Here is a 20,921-nt window from a genome sequence, read left to right as displayed (position 1 = left end):
AGTCTGTGAAGCTAAAAAGCGTGCGCAAAATGAACGTGAATTTCCAAAGTTGACGTTGAAAATGAAAGAAGATAGGATAAACTAATAGTAGAGAGGTGAAAAACGTGATACAGCCAATTATTGAATTTTGCGTTAGTAATTTAGCCAGTGGTTCTCAAGCAGCTTTAGCAAAGCTTGAAAAAGATCCAAATCTAGATATCATTGAATACGGATGTTTAGGTTATTGCGGGAAATGTTCACAATCTTTATTTGCCTTGGTAAATGGAGAGATTGTTACAGCGGAAACACCTGAACAGTTAGTGGATAATATTTACATTCATTTAGAAGAAAATCCAATGTTTTAAACTATCCCCGCTGTCGTATCTCTTTTTATCAGGAGAGGGACATGAGGCTAATAGAATAGATGATGTAAGCACGGCTGTCTTGCCGTGCTTTTTTATGCGTTTTTGCGCAAATATCTGCGCTTTAATCATTCTCTTTGCAATCATAATGCTTCTTGTGTTTTTTAATACTCCAAATGAGGACAAAATAAAAAACCCCTTAATCTTTATGATTAAGGAGCTAAAAAAACGGGGGATGATATTATTGTGTACAAAAGAGAATCACTTTATACTAGAGCTACATAAAAAAATAATGGGTGATAATATGAAAGAATTTCAGTTTACAAAAATGCATGCACTTGGCAACAACTATATCTACGTAAATATGTTTGAAGAACATATAGAAGAGCAAGAGTTAGCACCGCTTGCTGTAAAAGTCTCAAATGTTTATACGGGAATTGGATCGGATGGAATGATTCTTATTTGTCCATCTGAACGTGCAGATGTGAAAATGCGCGTATTTAATAATGACGGCTCGGAAGCAAAAAACTGCGGAAACGGTTTAAGATGTGTAGCTAAATATGCATATGAACATAATTTAGTAACAAGCGAAAGATTTTTTATCGAAACGCTTTCTGGAGTTGTAGAAGCAACGGTGCATCCGCAGGGAAATGAAGTTCCAGAAGTGACAATCGATATGGGAGCGCCTATTTTAGCTAGAGAACAAATTCCAATGACGGGAGCAAGCCAAGACCAAGTCGTTAATGAAGAGATGGAATTTGGAAAAGAACGGTTAAAAGGGACGGCTGTATCAATGGGAAATCCTCACGTTGTCTTTTACGTAAATAATATTGAACAAGCGCCTCTTACTACATTAGGGCCTGTGGTTGAAAAAGATTCGCGTTTTCCAGAAGGAGTGAACGTTGAATTTGTTGAGGTAGTGAACGAAAGAGAGCTGAATTTTCGTGTATGGGAAAGAGGTTCGGGTATCACTCAAGCATGTGGAACAGGAGCATGTGCTGCTGTTGTTTCGTCTGTATTAAATGAGAAGACGAAAAAAGATGTTCCTACTGTCGTACACCTCGCTGGAGGAGATTTAACGATTGTTTGGCAAAATAAAGGCAATGTATTAATGACAGGTCCAGCCAATGTGATTTGTGACGGCACGTATTATTATTAGAAACGAAGAAGCAGACGATTTGTCGTCGCAGACATTTCGTCGTATACTAAACAAAAAAGGAGGTCTGTTTAAAAATGAGTCAAGATATCCTAACAATTACAGAAGCTGCAAGCTTTCAAATAAAAGATATGATGAAAGAACATGAAGAAGAAAATGCTTATTTACGTGTTAATGTAAATGGAGGAGGCTGTTCAGGTCTTTCTTACGGCATGGGTTTTGCTCACGAAGTAAATGAAAACGATATGTTGTTTGAACAACATGGCATTAAGATTCTTGTAGATAGCGAAAGTGCTCCAATTTTAAAAGATGTAAAAATTGATTACAAGCAATCTATGCTAGGCGGAGGGTTTACAATTGATAACCCGAACGCCATTGCAGCATGCGGCTGCGGCTCTTCTTTCCGTACAGCAAGCAACGCAGGTGCTCCTGAAGAGTGCTAAGTATATTTTTATAAAAAAGCTTTCTTCACCTCATCTGGTGAAGAAAGCTTTTTTAGTGAGAAATTTTTGTATGTTACATCATCTGTCAAACTTGTTGACTGAATAATCAGTCTTTTTTATACTCAATAAAAAAGAGGAGATGAACGGATTTGATAGATGCGACTCGTTACGAAGCGGAACAAGTAGGAGGGTACGGAAGTTTTCGCAAAAAAAACACCCTGCCTATTCTATGGAAGGGGTTTATAAACTGGTTAAAACTTGAAAGTAGGAAAATGGAGTCTAAGGATGCAAAAAGTATTCACTTCAGTGAATCGCATTTATTTGTTCAACATTTGCCTTTTTCCTCAGGTGAAGCCTGTCATCAAAACTCGTCCTCTGCGCCTCTTAACCATTCTGAACCTTACATTCGCTATTATGAAAATGTTCACGCATCTCTGGCTGAAAGCTACGGAGCAGTTGAAGGAGAGCATATTCTGCTGATTGAACGTATTGCCGGTCAATCAGAGGTAGTAAAATATTTAAGTAAGCTCGAAGGTTTGAAGACCTACAGAATGAGCGTAACTAGTCAAGAAGGAAACCATTCCTTTTATGAAATCTGTTTAATAAGCAGTGATGCGGAAATGATGAGTGAAATCATTCATCGAATGGTTACACCAATCCAGCAATGAAAAAAAGCAGGCGAGAGCCTGCTTTTTTTATGAGAACATTGACGTACTGTGCATAGGCTGTAAGCGAGCCTTTGGATCAATGTATGCCTTAGCGTTATTCACGGCAGTCGGACCTTCGCCAAATCCTGCCACGATGAGTTTTACTTTTCCATCATATGTGCAGACATCACCTGCTGCATAGATGCCAGGAATGTTTGTTTCTTGCTTTGAGTTAACAACAATTGCATTTTTCTCTAAATCTAAGTCCCATTCTTTAATTGGACCTAGAGAAGAAACAAATCCAAAGTTTACAATAACATCATCTACGTCTACTACTGTCTTTTCTTCACCTTTTGTGTTTTCTAACACAACTTGTGTAATACGGTCATCTCCAACAAATTCAACCGGTACATACGGTGTTTTAATATCAACTGATGAATTATGCAAGTTTTCTACGCTGTGTTCATGAGCGCGGAACTTGTCTCGGCGATGCGTTAACGTTACTTTTTCTGCGATCGGCTCTAACATAAGAGACCAGTCTACAGCAGAATCCCCGCCCCCGCATACTAATACTTTGCGGCCTTTGAATTTATTCATATCATCCACAAAATAATGAAGGTTCGTTTGCTCGAACTGTTCTGCGTTTTCTAGCTCGATTTTACGGGGCTTAAATGCACCGTTTCCAGCCGTAATAATAATTGTTTTTGAATAGTGAACTTCAGAATTAGTAGTTAATCGAAATACGCCGTCCGCTTGTTTTTCTACCTTTTCTACGGCTTGCTCTAGCGCAACTGCAGGTTTAAATTGATCCATTTGCTCTTTTAGGTTATTGACTAATTCTTGAGCGCGTACTTTTGGAAAACCAGCTACATCATAAATATATTTTTCAGGATATAAAGCAGAAAGCTGTCCACCAAGCTGTGGTAAGCTTTCAATAATTTTTACGCTCGCTTGACGCATACCGCCATAAAATGCTGTAAATAAGCCTGTAGGGCCGCCTCCGATGATGGTAATATCATATACTTGTTTATCTTCTTTCATTTATAATCACCTCTAGATTGTTCTGTGCCAATGCATATTCTACTTTATGATAGCATAGTAAATTATAAAATATCATTAAAACACGCTGAAATGTTTGAGAAACTTTCTCAACTTAAAGATCAGTATTTGTAATCATTAACATAACCACACGTTTTGGTCAAATATAAAACTGGGTATACAGGAAAGTAATTGAAAATTAAAAAGCTTGTAAATACAAAGTGAAGGGTTGAAAAACCGATTAAAAAAGCATAAGATGTTTGTGTAAATCAAGCTAGGACTTACGCTTACATTTTTTTGAAAAAGAAAAAATGTATTTTTTTAAAAAAGAACGTGAAGTGATTCACATTATTTTTCTTATGTGAATAATAAATGGATAGCGATGATCGTTCTTGCTCAAACTAACATAAAAAAGCAAACCAAATAAAATTGCTCTTATCATTATATTTGTAAGACATACTTGTGACTATAACTAAAAAAGGTGGATGACATTCCTATGAAAAAGCCTAAAATCGTCATTTTGGGTGCCGGGTATGGCGGCATTATGACAATTGTTAATTTACAAAAAAAACTGGGTGCTAGTGATGCGGAAATTGTTTTGGTAAATAAAAACGATTACCATTACGAAACGACATGGCTTCATGAAGTATCAGCAGGTACAATTCATCAAGATCGCTCTCGTGTTCCTGTTAAAAATTTAATTAACACAAATAAGGTTACATTTATCAAAGACACGGTCGTAGATATTAAGTTAGATGAAAAGCGTATTCTTCTTGAAAACAGTGAGCTAACGTACGATTATTTAGTTGTTGCTTTAGGGTATGAAGCAGAAACTTTCGGAATTAAAGGTTTAAAAGAACATGCATTTACCATTACGAGCATTAATGCAGCACGTCAAATTCGTGAGCATATTGATTATGTGTTTGCGACGTACAACAATGAAGTGGAAAAAAGAGACGAACTTCTGACCATTATTGTTGGGGGTGCTGGCTTTACCGGCATTGAATTTGTGGGAGAATTAGCAAATCGAGTCCCTCAGCTTTGCAAAGAGTTTGATATTCCTCGTGAAAAAGTACGCGTTATTTGTGTAGAAGCAGCGCCTACGGCTTTGCCAGGTTTTGATCCAGAACTTGTAGAATATGCGGTAACACAACTAGAACGAAAAGGAATCGAGTTCAAGATCGGAACAGCCATTAAAGAGTGTACAGAAGAAGGAATTATTGTATCAAAAGATGACCAAGTAGAAGAAATCAAATCAGCAACAGTTGTATGGGCTGCGGGTGTTCGAGGCAGTCATGTGATTGAAAAAGCTGGATTTGAGAACATGCGCGGACGTGTAAAAGTAAGCAATAGCTTGCTGGCACCAGGGCATGAAGATGTGTTTGTTATTGGAGATTGTTCGCTAATGATTAACCCTGAAACAGAACGTCCTTATCCGCCAACAGCTCAAATTGCTATGCAGCAAGGCGGTACCTGCGCTGAAAATATTAGCCGTTTGATGAAAGGTCAAAAAGAATTAAGCGAGTTCAAACCAGATATTAAAGGAACGGTATGTTCGTTAGGGCATGATGACGCAATTGGCGTTGTATACGGTCGAAAACTATTTGGTTCAAGCGCATCTTTTATGAAAAAAGTTGTTGATAATCGCTCGCTTTTCCTTCAAGGCGGAGCAGGTCTTGTATTGAAAAAAGGAAAATTTAATTTCTTTTAAAACAAAAAGCAAAAGGTCTTTAAGCCTTTTGCTTTTTTGGTATTAACTTACTTTTCTGTGATTGACGCTTTCATTACTCTTAAGTAAACTGAGAGTATAAAGAGTAACGGAGGCGAAAAGCAATGGAAATGAGTGTGCCTGTACTAATTATCTCCATCTTGTTGTTTTTTGTTTTGTTTTTTGGAATCGGTTTCTTATTGAATATGCTGCTTCGCATGTCTTGGATTATGGCCATTATTTATCCCGTGATTTTTATTTTTATTATTGATGATGTAAGAGCGGTGGATTACATTCAACATCCCGCTCACTCCTTTCAGCAGCTAGGGACAAAAGTGCTGTCTTTAGCCACAGCTGACATTGTGATTTTAATGGCTGGTTTTATAGGTGCACTAGCTTCAGGCATTACCATTAAATCTTTACGAACAAGAGGGTACCAAATGTTTTAAATGTAAATTCTTCTCGCAAACGAATAATTTGTTTTTATGTTGGAAACAAATAGATTCGTGAGAGGAGTTGTGGAAATCACAATGATTGGAAAAATAGCAAAGCGATTCATTATGTGCCTACTACTGGTCGGAGCGCTGTTTACAACATATGAAGCAATTACCGGCGTCCCAATAACCACAGTCATCAAATATATGCCTTTTATAAACAGTACAGGGCATCCTCTAATGAATAAAAGGCTCTTGCCATCATTTCTAAAACCACTAAGAGCTAAAGCGGCTAGCAATGACAAAGAGCGTCTGACGATTGAAGAAGCATTTGATTGGTCGCGTTATCCAACTAAGAATGTATTGGCTACGGGTTACACAGCTGGTTACGAATCAACTGGGAAAAATCCCAATCATCCAGGGTATGGTATTACATATTCGGGCGTTAAAGTAAAACGTGACTTGTATTCAACCATCGCTGCTGATTTAACCATATTTCCAATCGGCACGATCTTGTTTATTCCGGGCTATGGCTATGGAGTGGTAGCAGATAAAGGTGGGGCTATTAAAGGCAATCATCTTGATTTATATTTTGAGACTGTTTCCGATGTGTACAACATATGGGGTAAAAAAGAATTAAACGTCTATGTAGTAAAATCAGGGGACGGCCGCTTAACTGAAGAAGAGTTAACAATGCTGAATGAAAAAAAGTCGATGCAAGTTTTTCGCCAGCAGGTAAAATAAACGAGAAACACATGAAGAACTCTTCATGTGTTTTCTTATGTTTTATGGCCATACATAATACGTTACAAAAGCAACTGCTATCCCGGTTAAGGCCCCAAAGAAAACTTCAATAGGCTTATGTCCAAGTAGCTCTTTTAGCTTCACTTGTTTTTCGTCTTCTTCATTGGTCGTCCACAGCTTTGCCTCTTTTACTGCGCGCTGAAAGTCTTCAACCAAACGATTTAAAACCGTTGCTTGCTCTCCTGCATGTCTTCTTACTCCTTTAGCATCGAACATGACAATAATGGCAAAAATAGCGGAGAGAGCAAAAATAGGGGATTTAAGACCTTCTGCTAGCCCAATGGCAGTTGCTAAGGAAGTTACTGCTGCGGAGTGGGAGCTTGGCATGCCTCCCGTACTAAAAAATAAGCTGCCGTCTATTTTCTTAGTAGCTACAAAAGAAAGGGGAATCTTAATAAATTGAGCAAAGAAAATAGCGATTAATGAACTCCAAAGTGGAAAATTTGAGAATAAATCCATTGAGACGTCCTCCCTCAACTTAAAATGTCTGAAAAGCTAAACCCGTATGATGAAAAAAGCGGTAGATGAAAGTATATGTGTGAAACTAAGGTTTTTGAACTGTGATTAAAAATTGTATTTCTGCTATCATATGTATATAGATGAAAACAGTGGTGAATATGATATATATTCCACTTGCTGAATAGATTAAACAAAGCAGATGATAAATAAAAATAAAATCTCTATACGTAAAAGGGAGGAATTTTATGTTTTCGCATGTAGAAACATTTGGTGCTGATCATCAAACAGAAGCGCTCGTAATCGGGTTATTTAATCAAAATCAACAATTTGAAGGCCTTCTAAAAGAAATTGATGAAGCTTTAGGTGGACAGCTCATTCATTTGATTAAAGAAGGGGATATACGTGTACAAGAAAAACGTATATCAACGATTCATACACTAGGAAAATTAGGAGCAAAACGTCTTTATTTTGTGGGACTCGGACGAAAGCAAGCGCTAACTAAAAATGGGCTCAAAGAGAGCTTTGGGCTGTTATTTAAAAAGTTAAAAGAAGCGAAGATTTCAAACGCATCGGTTGCCCTTTCTACATTTGATACGGGAGCGTGGTCAGAGCAAGAAACTGCAGCTTTATTAGGAGAAGCTCAACAGCTTGCTATGTACGAGTTTGAAAACTACAAAAAGAAATCAAACGAACCTGACAAGCAGCTTGAGAAAATTGAACTGTTTTCTTTTTATAAAGACGTGGTACAATCTGCTTTGGTTGGATATACGTATGGAAAAGCAACAAACTCAGCGCGCACCCTTGTTAACTTACCAAGCAACATGCTAACGGCTACAGATTTAGCTAATTATGCAGTAGAAATGGCACATACATATGGTTTTGAATATGAAATTTTAGAAAAAGAAGAGATGGAAACATTGGGAATGGGCGCACTGTTAGCAGTTAATCAAGGTTCCGCAGAGCCTCCTAAAATGATTGTCCTGAAATATCAAGGAAAAGAAAAATGGGAAGACGTTATTGGGTTAGTAGGAAAAGGGATTACCTTTGACACAGGTGGTTACTCTATTAAATCTAAAGACGGGATTGTAGGTATGAAAACAGATATGGGCGGAGCTGCATCTGTTCTTGGTGCAATGGAAGCGATTGGAGAATTAAAACCTCATCAAAACGTAGTAGCTGTCATTCCATCAACTGACAACGTTATTAGCGCGCGTGCTTTTAAGCCAGATGACGTAATTACAGCAATGAATGGAAAGACAATAGAAGTACTGAATACAGACGCTGAAGGGCGTTTAGCGTTAGCTGATGGTATCTCCTATGCCAAACACCACGGAGCAAATTATTTAGTAGACGTGGCGACATTAACGGGTGGTGTAATTGTAGCTCTTGGTACACATACAACGGGGGCAATGACGAATGATTCTGCTTTATTGCAGCAAATAGAAAAAGCGAGCATTGAGACAGGCGAACCGATTTGGGAGCTGCCTATTACAGAACGAGACAAAAAGCGTGTTCGGGGAAGTAAGGTAGCAGATTTAAATAACTCTCCTGGACGAGAGGGGCACGCAATTATGGCAGGAACTTTTATTGGTGAGTTTGCAGAGCAAACACCATGGGTTCACTTGGATATTGCTGGAACTGCAACATCCGCTGCTTCTCATGAGTTAGGACCTTCAGGTGCAACAGGCGTGATGGTGCGAACACTAGCTGCAATGGTTTGTTTATTTGAAGCCAATTAATGAAAAAAGTATAGCAGTGATAGAAAAAAACGTAAAAAGAAGCATCGATGATGCTTCTTTTTTAATATGTTTACATAATGTTTTTTCTTTTTAGTAAGAAAAGATTATTTAGAAAAATCCTTATATCGTTAAGGGTGTAGAGAAGTTAAACAAACGTTTATTTAGTAAGATGATTGACTTTTTTTCTATACTTAATATAATGAATATGTTGTTTATCTCTCTAATGTTTTAATGAGATAAAGTAAAAAGAAAAATGGAGGTTTCAAAATGAATGCAGTATTAATAGCTGTGCTCGTGATGCTGATTTTGAGCTTAATGCGCATCAACGTTGTCTTTTCTTTAGCAGTAGGAGCGCTAATTGGAGGACTTGTTGGCGGTATCAGCCTCACAGATACAGTAAGTATATACACAGATGGTCTTGGAAATAGTGCTTCTGTTGCATTAAGCTATGCTTTGCTTGGAGGATTTGCAATGGCTGTTTCGCGGACAGGGCTGCCTGATGCCGTTGTTCAACTAGCGTTAAAAATAGTAGGGAAAGAAGGAGAAACGAAAAAGAAGTCACTGTCAAAAGTACTGATCTTATTGATCATCCTTATTATTTCATGTTTTTCTCAAAACGTTATTCCGGTTCACATTGCATTTATTCCGCTTTTAATTCCACCTCTATTAAAAGTATTTAATCAGTTAAAAATCGATCGCCGATTAGTCGCAACCGTTATTACGTTTGGACTGGTTACACCTTATATGTATTTGCCGGCAGGATTCGGTAAGATTTATCACGACATTTTATTTACTAACATTAAAGAAAGTGGACTAACGATTGATAAAGGAGATATTACCGCAGCGATGGCTCTGCCAGCTTTAGGAATGATAGCGGGCTTATTGTTTGCTGTTTTTATTTCATACCGCAAACCACGTCGGTATGAAGACATTGATATTGATCAAGGTGCAGAAGAGAGTACAGGTTATACAACAAGAGGCATTATTATAGCTTTGGTTGCGATTGTAGCAGCTTTAACTGTGCAGCTCTTAGTAGATTCTATGATTTTTGGCGCGCTGGCAGGAATTGTTGTACTTTACTTCAGCGGAGCTTTGAAGTGGAGTGAAGCAGATCCAGTATTAACAAACGGAATGAGAATGATGGCTTTCATTGGATTCGTTATGCTGTCAGCCTCTGGTTTTGCAAAAGTTCTTCAAGAAACTGGAGATGTAGAAGCGCTTGTAAAAGATTCTGTTGCTCTTATTGGAGGGAATCAAATGCTGGGGGCATTTCTTATGCTTGTCATCGGGCTTTTAGTGACAATGGGCATTGGTTCTTCTTTCTCTACTATTCCAATTATCGCGACGATTTTCGTTCCTCTTTGCTTAGAACTTGGTATGAGTCCAATGGCAACGATTTGTATTGTTGGTACAGCAGGAGCGCTTGGAGACGCTGGTTCACCAGCTTCAGACAGTACGCTTGGACCCACATCTGGATTAGCAGTCGATCGTCAGCATGATCATATTTGGGATACGTGTGTACCAACTTTTCTTCACTATAACATTCCACTTATTATTTTTGGGTGGATTGCCTCGGTTATCTTGTAAATAGAGGCCCGATAATGAAAAAAAGCAGCCGATCAAAACCGGCTGCTTTTTTCATGCTTGAGAAAGAGTAGAAGCAGTACTGTCACAAGCTCCTAATGCTTGCTCTACAGCCTGAAGAGATTGTTCAATACGTTCACGATTTGAATCTTTCTCTACTGTTTGAAGAGCTTGTTCAAGGCTTGCTTTTGCCTGATTTAATGATGTGCAAGAATCTTGCACGTAACCTCTAGCGTTTTTAGACATTCTTCTTCCTCCTAACTAACCAAAAATGAGAATCAATAAGTAGTATGAGTAATTTGCAGGGAATTATGAGGAGAAATAATAAAAAGGATTAACTCTTATGAAAGGAGTTAACCCTGTCAGCCTAACTGTTTAAATTGGTTGGAATGTAGAAGTTCAAGCACTTTCTTATCAAGCTCCTTAATTTTCTTTACAGCCAGATTATATTCCAATTCACGGTAATGGTGTTTGCCGCCTGGCTCTTCATCAGCTTCGTCAGCTAGTTTGACTACTTTTTGAAGAGGGCGTTGTTGAATTGTTCCTTCAGGCAAATATGAGTCTGTGTGTAGTAAAATAGCTAAAGCAATTTCTTTTGCCGCCTGAGGTTCCTCACCCAAACGAATGAGTAATTTATGTGCACGTTCAGCCCCTTTAATAGCGTGAATATCATTTTGACGATACTTCTCATAATCCCACTGACCATTTGTGTACCACTCGTAGTGGCCAATATCATGAAGTAGCGCTGCTTTTGTAGCTAAATCCGGGTTTACATTATGCTGTACGGATAGACGAAACGCATGATAGGCGACGGATACAGCATGCGCAACGCCAGATCGAGTTAAATATTTTTGAGCGATAGGATGCGTGAAAATTTCTACTAGCGTAACATGTCTCATCATGTCATCCCTCCTAAAGAAAAAATATATTTCCAAATACAATATCATATTTGTATCCTAAATACAATTATCGTGTAATTTGTTTTTACATACAAAAATGGCATATATTATAATATTCGAAACGAAACAACATGTACATCTTTTTTTGAAGAAAATAAGACTTTTTTCCTTGTATTTTACCATCTAATATTTAACGATACGTGACAGCAGTCAAATTGGTTATCGGGATGAATAAACGTAATTTTAATATAGTCTGGAGTATAAAAAACATCGATTTTTGTCTTAACACCAGTGGAAAGAATGAGTCTTTTTACTTCACTCATTTTGGATTCTTGAGCAGCAGCTTTTATTTTTTTTATTAAATTTGGCGAAGTATTAGCTCTTTGAATAAATATAGTAGCGCTTTGCATCGTAGAGGGAATAACTTTAAGAGATTGCTGAAATGTCGCGATGTCCGCCTCAGGTAAGTTAGGTACCCTGTATGTATAAGGGTGAGGCATGTAGTACGGTAGCCAATAGTAAGACAAGGGAGCAAATGATTTCATATAAGAACCCTCCTAGAAAACGGATTTTTATTATGTATATGTAGAGGGTTCGTATATGTTGTAGCAAAACCGTTATTGTATACTAGATACAAAGGGAGGTATGGATATGAAAACAAAAGATACGCTGTTAGAAGCATTAGGAATTGAGATTATTAGTGCGAGTGAACAAAGAGTGGAGGCGACGATGCCTGTTGATGAACGAACGCGTCAGCCATTCGGGCTTTTACACGGAGGAGCATCGGTGGCGTTAGCTGAAACTGTGGCTAGTCTAGGTGCCATTAAAAGTGTAGATCTCGAAAAAGAAATCTGCGTAGGTTTAGAAATTAATGCCAATCATATCAAAGGGAAAAAAGACGGAATCGTTACAGCTATAGGCGTTCCTTTACATAAAGGAAAAAAAACAGCGGTTTGGGAAGTGAAAATTCAAGATGAAGAAGAGAATTTAATCTGTATATCCAGATGTACGCTTGCTATTCTGCCTAAAGCTTAAACATAAGAATGCTTACTTAGTCTAGAAGGTGTGAGGTATGCTTTTAGAGCCAGGAGGAGCCACCTCACACACTTGAGTTAGAGTTTAAAGAGAATTTGGAAGAGCGGATACGTAAAAAAGTGAAAAAATAGGTAAAAAAATAAGCGAAATTATGTCTATTCGTGACAGTTACCCTGCGCATAGAGACATGCTCTAGAATATAGTAGTAGTAAAGTATTCTTTTTATTCAGCAACTAGAATATTCATAATATTAAAAATAAGAACAGAAAATAGACCTTCCGATTGTTCAATCGTGCTATAATAGCATTAATATAGTAGGGCGGTTTATTTTACAAAGGGGTGATAATATTGGATAAGAACTCTCAGTATTTATTCATTGATTTTGAATTTACAATGCCAGAGTATAAGGGTTTTCCAAAAGGCTTTTTTCCGGAAATCATTGAAGTTGGTTTGGTGTTTGTTAAAAATCAAGAAATCATTGATCGTTTCTCCTCTTACGTACAGCCTACACACTTTACAAAATTAACTGAGCGCTGTAAATCATTTCTCCATATCGAACAAAATCAAGTAAATGAAGGCATTACGCTAGAGCAGCTTGTACAGCGACTGGGCATGTATAAACACAGCACGATCATTACATGGGGGAACATGGATATGAAAGTATTAAGGCAGTGCTGTCAAAAAAATAAGGTGCCATTTCCTTTTGCAGGTAAAGAAATTGATCTTTCAATGGAGTATAAGCGCTTTTTTGGAGATCAAAATCAAACTGGCCTTTGGAAAGCTGTGCAAGAGTACGGTAAAGAAGGAACTGGAAAGCACCACTGCGCGCTTGATGATGCGATGACGACACTCAACATCTTTAAGCTTGTAGAAAAAGATAAGCGGTACCTTCAAAAACCAGAGCCAACGACCATAGGAGATCGAATCGATTTTTCAAAAGTATTAAATAAATTTGCATTATAAAAGCCAAATCACTTCTACGTGAATTTGGCTTTTTACTTAATGAATACCGTACTCTTTTTTTAACTCTTCTAAACAGGCAATACTTGCTTGAGCAAAAGGGCTATCTTTGGCTTGTTGCTCAGCTATCTTTAATTCAAGCGCTTTTTTTAGTGAATTTTTATAATCGGGAACGCTGTCTTCATAGAGATGAACCATTTTTTGAGGAATATTGGCCTGCTCTCGAAATGCAAGTGCTTTTCGCTCATGAAAAAAAGGTACGTCCACTTGTCCAGGGTTATGTAAGTCACCTTGTTCTGGATGCTTTAACACAGCTTGAATCCGCACAACATAATGCAGGTCTCGAACTTGTGTAATTTCACCGATGTATTTCCCAGTTTTATAAAGTGCCGTAACGGTTTGACCAATTGTAAATGTCATATTGCCAGATCTCCTTTAAGTAAATTGTTTGTTATCACCAGTATAAATCAAAACCCTCTACCGTTTCTATGAAAGGATGTTGTACATGATGTATTTAATGTTTTTGCTTTATTTTCCGGAAGATAAAAGAGAATATATTCCTGCTTTTGCTACTATGGCGATTTTTGTACTAGCAGCAGTTGCAGTATGGCGTTTAATCATTAAGATTTCGAAAAAAGAAGAAGAAAAAACGAAGGAGTTAGAAGCAAAGCTAAAAGAACAGGATAATAAGAAATCACTGTAATGAAATGCAAATAAAATGTAAGCGTTTAAAATATTATGTTGCTGGACAATCTATGGAAAGACATCTAAAACTTTCGCTAGTGCATATGCGATTGGAGGGCAACATGAAAAAACTACTACTCATTGGAACCGTGCCTTTTTTCTTGTTAACGGGGTGTATGGAAAAAGAAATATCCAATAAAGAAGTCAAAGTCTATAACGCAGATGGAGATAGCATCGGTACAGTCAAGTTGAAAGAACAGGCCGATGGAATTGAGTTTACGTACAATTTAAGTGGACTTCCACCTGGCGAACACGGCGTACATATTCATGAAATGGGAATTTGCAAAGCTCCTAACTTTAAAAGTGCGGGCAATCACCTTGATCCTGATAAAAAGAAACACGGACTGTTAAATCCAAAAGGACCGCATTTAGGCGATATGAAAAATATTGTGGTAGAAGACGATCAGACGTATACAGGAACAGATATGGTTCCTCAAGTCACGTTAAAAGAAGGAAAGACATCGCTTGTTAAGCGTATGGATGGTTCATCTCTTGTTATTACCGAACAAGGGGATGACGGAATGACAGAGCCATCAGGTAATTCTGGAAAGAGAATCGCCTGCGGGGTTATTTCAAAAAAACATTAAAAACAGCGTTCTTTCGTGAGAAAGAACGCTGTTTTTTACGTTAAAGCTACTTTTAAGCGATTCAATCCTTCTTGAAGTTGTTCATGTGAACAGCCAATGTTCAAGCGAATAAAGCCTTTTCCATATGTGGAGCTGTATTTTTCACCTTTTTCTACGGCGATTTTACCTTTTTTTAATAAGCGTTCATGTAATTCTTCTTCTGACAAATGCAGCGTGTTGCAGTCAATCCATAGTAAATAAGTTCCTTCTGGCTGAACCACTCGCAGTTCAGGCAAGTTATCACTTATAAAACGCGTCACGAGATCTACATTTTTCTTCAGATACACAAGCAGTGCTTCTAGCCACTCTTCACCTTCGCTGTAAGCCGCCTCTAATCCAATTATTCCGAATGTGTTTAAATTAGAAAACCCTTGCTTTTGCTGCTGCTGAACATACTGTGTGCGCAGTTTCTCATTTGGAATAATAACAGCTGAAGCCTGAAGTCCCGGTATATTAAATGTTTTGCTAGGGGCCATACACGTAATGGTTCGATTGGCCGCATCTTCACTCACCATGCTAATGGGAATGTGTTTATAAGGCTGGTAAATTAGATCAGAATGGATTTCATCTGAAACAATTAATACATTGTATTTTTCACAAAGATCGGCAAGCTTCTTCAGTTCTTCTTTTGTCCACACGCGTCCTACTGGATTATGAGGGCTGCAAAGAATCATTAATTTTACACCTTCTGCAAATTTTTGCTCTAAATCTGCAAAATCAATTTCGTATTTATCGCCTGCAAGTTTTAACGGATTTTCAACAACTTCTCGATCATTTACCTTTATCATGTTAAAAAATGGAGTATAGACTGGAGGCTGAATTAAAATTGAATCTCCGGGTTCCGTAAATGCTTGAATAGCCATACTTAAGGCAAATACAACTCCTGGACTGTATGTAATCCATTCATGATCAATGGTCCACTGGTGCTTTTTTTCTATCCAAGATGATAAAGCATTTGCCGTAGATTCAGTAGGGGAAGTGTAGCCGAAAATACCGTGTTTGACACGCTCATTAATGGTTTGAAGAACATTAGGCGGCGCTTGGAAATCCATATCAGCTACCCAAAAAGGCAGAACATCTTTTGCTCCAAAAACAAGATCAGTTTTGTCCCACTTTACGGACTGCGTACCTGTACGGTTAATTAATTGATCAAAAGAATAAGTAGACAATAAAAGTACCCCCTTTTTTAATATAATAGTTTGCTTATTTTTAATACGTTTGTCAACGAAGTTAACTTGTGAAGTCAATAAAGAAAGTGAAAAAATTGCTAAAGCACGACTAATGAATTTTTTATTAAAGTTAGCGCCTCGTGTGCAATATACGAACCCGCCCCGTCATTATTGAGACAGGGCTTTTTCACCGTACAAGAAATCGACCATATGAGATTGCACAATGTCAGGACACTCTTCTGGTAAAAGGTGCCCAATTTCCTTTAAAGAGATAAAGGTAGAGTCTGTTAAATCATCTTTTAACTTACGTCCGAGATGCAAAGGAACAACCCGGTCTTCTTCTCCCCAAATGAGTAAACTTGGTTTTTTTATGTGCTGCAAATCCTTTGAGGATAGGTCTCCTTCTCGATCGCGAATCATTCTTGTTAAAGCCATAAACGTACGGTCATCCAAAAATGGTTCAGTATAGCCATCAATCATTTCTTCGTCGATTAACTTATGATCAAATACGACATTTTGCAAGTTGCCTAATACACCTTTGCGAGAAAGCCACGTTTTTACCCACAGATAAAAGAAGGGAACATAAGAAGACATAACCAATCCATAATGTGAGGGGCCTAAATAAGCTGAGCTGCACAGAAGAACTAGTTTTGATACGCAAGAAGGCTTTAACTTTGCTACGTTTAAACAAACTTGTCCTCCCATTGAGTGTCCCGATAGTACAACATCTTTCAACTTTAAATATTCAATCAACTCGATGACAATTCTGGCTAAATTTTTATACGAGTATTGAAAGGTTAACGATTTTTCACTTCGCCCAAATGGCGGAAGGTCCAGCGTAATGATAGAAAACGTATCTTCAAATAAAGGAATTAAACGTCGAAAGCTAAAACTCGATGATAAAAAGCCGTGAATAAATACAATGGCGGGTTTATCAGGGTGATAGTTATGGCATTCGTAGTAAACATTGACTCCATTAAAAGTACGCTGGTGGCAAGTAATTTTAGATTCAGTCAATTTGTTTCACTCCATCTTTTTCTTTCTAGTCTGTCCTAATTTCCAGCAATCTATAAAATGAAACTCAATTAACGGTATAGATTTCACATTAAAGATGTGTTTAAATTTGATATAATGGAAAAAGTGAAAAAATTTAATCGTTGTAGGAGGGGAACGCGGTGTTCTTAGAAGAAAAAGAGTTAGAAATTTTAGAAATTCTAGAAAAAAATAGCCGTATTTCGATAGATAGTATTTCAAAAATGGTGGATTTAACGTTTGAAGAAACCTCTAATATTGTTAAAAAGCTAGAGAGAGAAAAAGTAATTGTGCAATATTCAGCTGATATTAACTGGAGACGAGTAGATGGACATGAGGGCGTCACAGCTATGATAGATGTAAAAGTTGCACCAAAGCGAGGAGTAGGCTTTGATGAGATTGCGGAGCGCATCTATCGTTTTCAAGAAGTGAAATCCGTGTACCTAATGTCAGGAGCATATGATTTGTCTGTTATTATTGAAGAAAAATCAATGTCTGAAGTAGCATTTTTTGTTTCTGAAAAGCTTTCTACGCTAGACTCTGTTTTATCTACAACGACTCACTTTATTATGAAAAAATACAAGCACGATGGTACCATCTACGACCAAGGCGATGAAGATCGCAGAATCGTGGTGTCTCCGTAATGAAAGAGCGCTTGTCAACAACTGTACAACAGCTGAAACCTTCAGGTATTCGCCGCTTTTTTGATTTAGCAGCAAGTATGGATAACGTCATCTCTCTTGGAGTAGGTGAACCTGATTTTGTCACATCTTGGGCTGTTCGAGAAGCGAGTATTTTATCGTTGGAAAGAGGATATACCTCTTATACAGCAAATGCGGGGCTTTTAGAGCTTCGCTTTGAAATTATGAAGTATATGAAAAGAAATTTTAACGTCTCGTATGATTATAAAGATGATATTATTGTGACCGTTGGAGGAAGTCAGGCTTTAGACATTACAATGAGGGCTTTGATTAACCCTGAAGATGAGATTATTGTCGTAGAGCCAAACTTTGTGTCCTACAGCCCGTTAATTTCGCTAGCAGGAGGAGTTCCTGTGGCAATTGAAACAACAGCAGAAACAGAGTTTAAGCTGCAGCCTAAGCAGATTGAAGAAGTGATTACAAGCAACACAAAAGCTCTTCTTTTATGCTCTCCTAATAATCCAACAGGAAGCTCACTCTCTAAAGAAGAGCTGCAGGCTATTGCGGATATTGTCATAAAGTATGACTTGCTTGTTATCACGGATGAAATATATGCAGAATTAACATATGATGAAGAATTTACATCTATTGCTTCTTTAGAAGGGATGAAAGAACGCACTATTATTATTTCTGGCTTTTCTAAAGGGTTTGCCATGACTGGATGGCGTCTTGGATACATATGTGCACCAACTGAGATTGCTAAAGCAATGCTGAAAATTCATCAGTATACAATGATGTGTGCGCCTACCATGGCACAATATGGAGCAATTGAAGCACTACAAAATGGGCAGCATGACGTAGAAGAGATGAGAAAAAGCTATCGCAGAAGACGGAACTATATGGTGAAGTCATTAAATCAAATTGGTCTGGAATGCCATTCTCCCGGAGGAGCGTTTTATGTGTTCCCTTCTATCGAGAAAACTGGATTGTCATCGGAAGAATTCGCTGAGCAGCTTTTGCTTGAAGAGCGAGTAGCCGTGGTGCCAGGCAATGTATTTGGAAAAGGCGGAGAGGGACATATTCGCTGTTCATACGCCTCTTCAATGGAATCATTAGAAGAATCCATAAAACGGATTAGCCGTTTTGTTGAAAATAAGTTATAATAAAAATAAGATATTATGTCATATCCTATAGACGGTTTGATATAATATCTTTTTTGCTATGATGAAATGTAGTGTTAGTTTATATTTGTGACGAAATTGGTAAATAATAAATATAGTATAACTACTTTTTGATTCAATCTATGAACTGTGCTATAATTTTAAATTGGCTATAATGGTGAAAATAATAAGGTATCTAGGAGTGTTTATATGTCAAAATTTGAAATCGGTACTGTTACAAAAGGTAAAGTAACAGGAATTCAACCATACGGTGCATTCGTTGCATTAAATGAAGAAACTCAAGGATTAGTTCATATCTCAGAAGTAAAACATGGCTTCGTTAAAGATATTAACGAACATTTATCAGTAGGAGACGAAGTAAACGTTAAAGTTTTATCTGTTGATGAGTCAACTGGTAAAATTGGTTTATCTATTCGTGCTACTGAGCCAGCTCCAGAAAAAACTGAAGCTTCTGCACCTAAAAAACCTGCTAAAAAGCGTCAAGGTCAAGCAACAGTTCATACTGAATCTACTCAAGGATTCAACACATTAAAAGAAAAATTAGAAGAGTGGATTGAGCAATCAAACCGCGAAGATCTAATTAAGAAATAAGAAAAAAAGAAGGATAGCTTAGCTATCCTTCTTTTTTTAATGTTCCGTTCTAGGTTCTGTACGCTCTACTTCAGCAGAAGGTTTAAATAATAGACCTAGGTTAATCAGTCCTGCGATTCCAACCAATCCATAGATAATGCGGGAGAAAGCAGATGTTTGACCGCCGAAGATTGCTGCTACTAAATCAAATTGAAAAAAGCCAATAAGTCCCCAGTTAATTGCTCCAATAATCGTTAATACGAGCGCAATACGTTGAATACCACTCATGATGAACCCTCCTTGTTTTGTAGTTCACTTATTAGCCTGCTTTTTTTAGAGGGAAATATGCATATTTACTTTTGGAAGATACAGACAAATAAACGTTCATTTGGATGGGGTGAGCATCTAGCCAACAGGGAATAATCTTTAGGAAGTCAATTTTCTTTACAATCAAAAAGTTGTTCTTCATAATGATGCATGTAATCAAGCTCGTAAGGAGGAGTTTATAGTGAACAATTTTACATTTTATAATCCTACAAAATTAATTTTTGGTAAAGGTCAATTAGAGCAGTTAAAAACAGAAGCAGGGCGCTTTGGCAAAAAGATATTATTAGTATACGGCGGAGGAAGTGTAAAACGCAGCGGTTTATACGATCAAGTAATGGATGTACTGAATGACATGAATGCAGAAGTACATGAGTTAGCGGGAGTAGAGCCGAATCCTCGTCTGACAACTGTTCGCAAAGGAATCGATATTTGTAAAGAAAACGGTATTGAATTTTTACTTGCAGTTGGTGGAGGAAGCGTAATCGATTGTACAAAAGCAATCGCAGCAGGCGCAAAATATGATGGAGACGTATGGGACATCATTAACCGCGACGTATTCGCAGCTGAAGCTCTTCCATTTGGAACAGTGCTGACATTAGCAGCAACAGGTTCAGAAATGAATGCTGGTTCTGTTATTACAAATTGGGAAACACAAGAAAAATACGGCTGGGGCAGTCCGGCAACATTCCCTCAATTCTCTATTTTAGATCCTGTTAATACATTTACTGTACCAAAAAATCAAACAGTTTATGGCATGGTCGACATGATGAGCCACGTATTTGAACAATATTTCCATGCTGCAACAAATACGCCGCTTCAAGATCGCATGTGTGAAGGAGTACTGCAAACGGTTATTGAAACGGGACCAAAATTATTAAACGACCTAGAGAACTACGAGTTACGTGAAACGATTTTATACAATGGGACAATCGCATTAAACGGTATGTTACAAATGGGACACCAAGGCGATTGGGCTACTCACAATATTGAGCATGCGGTATCAGCTGTATATGACATTCCACATGCAGGTGGATTGGCAATTTTATTCCCGAACTGGATGAAACACGTAATGGATGAGAACGTAGACCGCTTCAAGCAAGTAGCTGTACGCGTATTTAACGTAGATACGGAAGGCAAGACGGATAAAGAAGTAGCACTTGAAGGTGTTGATAAGCTTCGTGAATTCTGGTCAAGCCTAGGTGCACCAACTCGCTTAGCTGATTATGATATTGGTGAAGACAAATTAGATCTTATGGCTGATCGTGCAATGGCTAAAGGTGAATTTGGCAAATTTAAAAAATTAAACAAAGAAGATGTACTAGCAATCCTACGCGCTTCTTTATAAGATTTTCGATAAAAAACGCCGTGCAAACCGCACGGCGTT

Annotated in this window: 26 protein-coding genes; 17 read left to right on the top strand and 9 right to left on the bottom strand. The window is 37.8% G+C overall.

What is annotated here, in order from left to right; all coding sequences use genetic code 11:
- The first annotated feature begins 104 nt into the window (after positions 1 to 104).
- The 4 genes from AC0KUU_RS21630 (at position 105) to AC0KUU_RS21615 (ending at position 2,608) form a co-directional block, all read left to right on the top strand.
- Complete coding sequence (locus tag AC0KUU_RS21630) at positions 105 to 344, top strand: YuzB family protein (RefSeq protein ID WP_025752683.1); 240 nt, start codon at positions 105 to 107, stop codon at positions 342 to 344.
- Positions 345 to 645: 301 nt separating this feature from the next.
- Positions 646 to 1,500, top strand: coding sequence for a diaminopimelate epimerase (gene dapF, locus AC0KUU_RS21625; protein ID WP_322552525.1), 855 nt, complete (start codon positions 646 to 648; stop codon positions 1,498 to 1,500).
- A gap of 74 nt (positions 1,501 to 1,574) precedes the next feature.
- Complete coding sequence (locus AC0KUU_RS21620) at positions 1,575 to 1,940, top strand: HesB/IscA family protein (RefSeq protein ID WP_043977231.1); 366 nt, start codon at positions 1,575 to 1,577, stop codon at positions 1,938 to 1,940.
- A 149-nt stretch (positions 1,941 to 2,089) separates the two neighbouring features.
- Positions 2,090 to 2,608: a hypothetical protein gene (locus AC0KUU_RS21615; protein WP_322552524.1), complete on the top strand. Its 519-nt coding sequence runs from the start codon at positions 2,090 to 2,092 to the stop codon at positions 2,606 to 2,608.
- A 27-nt stretch (positions 2,609 to 2,635) separates the two neighbouring features.
- On the opposite strand, the gene AC0KUU_RS21610 is transcribed toward AC0KUU_RS21615, so the two are convergent.
- Complete coding sequence (locus AC0KUU_RS21610) at positions 2,636 to 3,628, bottom strand: NAD(P)/FAD-dependent oxidoreductase (RefSeq protein ID WP_013085323.1); 993 nt, start codon at positions 3,626 to 3,628, stop codon at positions 2,636 to 2,638.
- A gap of 493 nt (positions 3,629 to 4,121) precedes the next feature.
- Between AC0KUU_RS21610 and AC0KUU_RS21605 the strand changes: the two genes are divergently transcribed.
- The 3 genes from AC0KUU_RS21605 to AC0KUU_RS21595 all read left to right on the top strand — a co-directional run bounded on the left by AC0KUU_RS21605 (position 4,122) and on the right by AC0KUU_RS21595 (position 6,511).
- On the top strand, positions 4,122 to 5,336 hold the full coding sequence (locus tag AC0KUU_RS21605) for an NAD(P)/FAD-dependent oxidoreductase (protein ID WP_322552523.1): 1,215 nt from the start codon (positions 4,122 to 4,124) through the stop codon (positions 5,334 to 5,336).
- A gap of 122 nt (positions 5,337 to 5,458) precedes the next feature.
- A complete protein-coding gene (locus AC0KUU_RS21600) occupies positions 5,459 to 5,782 on the top strand; it encodes a YuiB family protein (RefSeq protein WP_074681648.1) in 324 nt (107 codons plus the stop codon).
- Between the two features lie 81 nt (positions 5,783 to 5,863).
- Positions 5,864 to 6,511: a 3D domain-containing protein gene (locus AC0KUU_RS21595; RefSeq protein ID WP_322552522.1), complete on the top strand. Its 648-nt coding sequence runs from the start codon at positions 5,864 to 5,866 to the stop codon at positions 6,509 to 6,511.
- Between the two features lie 42 nt (positions 6,512 to 6,553).
- Here the strand turns inward: AC0KUU_RS21595 and AC0KUU_RS21590 are convergent, their stop codons facing one another.
- Positions 6,554 to 7,030 carry a divergent PAP2 family protein gene (locus AC0KUU_RS21590; RefSeq protein WP_013059614.1) on the bottom strand — a complete coding sequence of 159 codons (477 nt, stop codon included), beginning with the start codon at positions 7,028 to 7,030 and terminating at the stop codon, positions 6,554 to 6,556.
- Positions 7,031 to 7,275: 245 nt separating this feature from the next.
- Here AC0KUU_RS21590 and AC0KUU_RS21585 point away from each other — a divergent pair, with 245 nt between their 5' ends.
- Both AC0KUU_RS21585 and AC0KUU_RS21580 read left to right on the top strand, forming a co-directional pair.
- Positions 7,276 to 8,769 carry a leucyl aminopeptidase gene (locus AC0KUU_RS21585; RefSeq protein ID WP_043977222.1) on the top strand — a complete coding sequence of 498 codons (1,494 nt, stop codon included), beginning with the start codon at positions 7,276 to 7,278 and terminating at the stop codon, positions 8,767 to 8,769.
- Positions 8,770 to 9,036: 267 nt separating this feature from the next.
- On the top strand, positions 9,037 to 10,356 hold the full coding sequence (locus AC0KUU_RS21580) for a Na+/H+ antiporter family protein (protein ID WP_162215060.1): 1,320 nt from the start codon (positions 9,037 to 9,039) through the stop codon (positions 10,354 to 10,356).
- A 51-nt stretch (positions 10,357 to 10,407) separates the two neighbouring features.
- On the opposite strand, the gene AC0KUU_RS21575 is transcribed toward AC0KUU_RS21580, so the two are convergent.
- The 3 genes from AC0KUU_RS21575 to AC0KUU_RS21565 all read right to left on the bottom strand — a co-directional run bounded on the left by AC0KUU_RS21575 (position 10,408) and on the right by AC0KUU_RS21565 (position 11,797).
- Positions 10,408 to 10,599, bottom strand: coding sequence for a hypothetical protein (locus tag AC0KUU_RS21575; protein WP_013059611.1), 192 nt, complete (start codon positions 10,597 to 10,599; stop codon positions 10,408 to 10,410).
- Positions 10,600 to 10,715: 116 nt separating this feature from the next.
- Positions 10,716 to 11,252, bottom strand: a complete 537-nt coding sequence (locus tag AC0KUU_RS21570) for an HD domain-containing protein (protein ID WP_028409590.1) — start codon at positions 11,250 to 11,252, stop codon at positions 10,716 to 10,718.
- Between the two features lie 176 nt (positions 11,253 to 11,428).
- Complete coding sequence (locus tag AC0KUU_RS21565; protein ID WP_162215059.1) at positions 11,429 to 11,797, bottom strand: YuzC family spore coat inner layer protein; 369 nt, start codon at positions 11,795 to 11,797, stop codon at positions 11,429 to 11,431.
- Between the two features lie 106 nt (positions 11,798 to 11,903).
- On the opposite strand from AC0KUU_RS21565, the gene AC0KUU_RS21560 reads away from it, so the two are divergent.
- Both AC0KUU_RS21560 and kapD read left to right on the top strand, forming a co-directional pair.
- Complete coding sequence (locus AC0KUU_RS21560) at positions 11,904 to 12,287, top strand: hotdog fold thioesterase (RefSeq protein ID WP_013059608.1); 384 nt, start codon at positions 11,904 to 11,906, stop codon at positions 12,285 to 12,287.
- Between the two features lie 348 nt (positions 12,288 to 12,635).
- A complete protein-coding gene (kapD, locus tag AC0KUU_RS21555) occupies positions 12,636 to 13,250 on the top strand; it encodes a 3'-5' exonuclease KapD (protein ID WP_013059607.1) in 615 nt (204 codons plus the stop codon).
- 36 nt (positions 13,251 to 13,286) lie between these two features.
- Here the strand turns inward: kapD and kapB are convergent, their stop codons facing one another.
- Entirely contained in the window at positions 13,287 to 13,667 is a 381-nt protein-coding gene (gene kapB / locus AC0KUU_RS21550; protein ID WP_013059606.1) for a kinase-associated lipoprotein KapB, read from the bottom strand.
- Between the two features lie 85 nt (positions 13,668 to 13,752).
- On the opposite strand from kapB, the gene AC0KUU_RS21545 reads away from it, so the two are divergent.
- Together AC0KUU_RS21545 and AC0KUU_RS21540 are read left to right on the top strand one after the other, a co-directional pair.
- Complete coding sequence (locus tag AC0KUU_RS21545) at positions 13,753 to 13,950, top strand: hypothetical protein (RefSeq protein ID WP_078082210.1); 198 nt, start codon at positions 13,753 to 13,755, stop codon at positions 13,948 to 13,950.
- A gap of 103 nt (positions 13,951 to 14,053) precedes the next feature.
- Positions 14,054 to 14,578, top strand: a complete 525-nt coding sequence (locus tag AC0KUU_RS21540; protein WP_013059604.1) for a superoxide dismutase family protein — start codon at positions 14,054 to 14,056, stop codon at positions 14,576 to 14,578.
- Between the two features lie 35 nt (positions 14,579 to 14,613).
- On the opposite strand, the gene AC0KUU_RS21535 is transcribed toward AC0KUU_RS21540, so the two are convergent.
- Positions 14,614 to 15,786 carry a MalY/PatB family protein gene (locus AC0KUU_RS21535; protein WP_322552521.1) on the bottom strand — a complete coding sequence of 391 codons (1,173 nt, stop codon included), beginning with the start codon at positions 15,784 to 15,786 and terminating at the stop codon, positions 14,614 to 14,616.
- A 168-nt stretch (positions 15,787 to 15,954) separates the two neighbouring features.
- Positions 15,955 to 16,803, bottom strand: a complete 849-nt coding sequence (locus tag AC0KUU_RS21530; protein WP_013059602.1) for an alpha/beta fold hydrolase — start codon at positions 16,801 to 16,803, stop codon at positions 15,955 to 15,957.
- 158 nt (positions 16,804 to 16,961) lie between these two features.
- Here AC0KUU_RS21530 and AC0KUU_RS21525 point away from each other — a divergent pair, with 158 nt between their 5' ends.
- The 3 genes from AC0KUU_RS21525 (at position 16,962) to yugI (ending at position 19,231) form a co-directional block, all read left to right on the top strand.
- Positions 16,962 to 17,462: an Lrp/AsnC family transcriptional regulator gene (locus AC0KUU_RS21525; RefSeq protein WP_013059601.1), complete on the top strand. Its 501-nt coding sequence runs from the start codon at positions 16,962 to 16,964 to the stop codon at positions 17,460 to 17,462.
- Positions 17,462 to 18,622 carry an aminotransferase gene (locus tag AC0KUU_RS21520; protein WP_043977208.1) on the top strand — a complete coding sequence of 387 codons (1,161 nt, stop codon included), beginning with the start codon at positions 17,462 to 17,464 and terminating at the stop codon, positions 18,620 to 18,622. Before AC0KUU_RS21525 ends, AC0KUU_RS21520 begins: the two co-directional genes overlap by 1 nt.
- Positions 18,623 to 18,829: 207 nt before the next feature.
- On the top strand, positions 18,830 to 19,231 hold the full coding sequence (yugI, locus tag AC0KUU_RS21515) for a S1 domain-containing post-transcriptional regulator GSP13 (protein WP_013059599.1): 402 nt from the start codon (positions 18,830 to 18,832) through the stop codon (positions 19,229 to 19,231).
- Between the two features lie 36 nt (positions 19,232 to 19,267).
- On the opposite strand, the gene AC0KUU_RS21510 is transcribed toward yugI, so the two are convergent.
- Complete coding sequence (locus tag AC0KUU_RS21510; RefSeq protein WP_013059598.1) at positions 19,268 to 19,498, bottom strand: DUF378 domain-containing protein; 231 nt, start codon at positions 19,496 to 19,498, stop codon at positions 19,268 to 19,270.
- A 220-nt stretch (positions 19,499 to 19,718) separates the two neighbouring features.
- On the opposite strand from AC0KUU_RS21510, the gene AC0KUU_RS21505 reads away from it, so the two are divergent.
- Entirely contained in the window at positions 19,719 to 20,882 is a 1,164-nt protein-coding gene (locus AC0KUU_RS21505; RefSeq protein WP_043977206.1) for an iron-containing alcohol dehydrogenase, read from the top strand.
- Positions 20,883 to 20,921: the final 39 nt, after the last annotated feature.

Source organism: Priestia sp. ST2 (genome assembly GCF_055810735.1).
The sequence above is the reverse complement of the archived record's forward strand: the minus strand, read 5'-3'. Positions and strand labels throughout refer to the sequence as shown.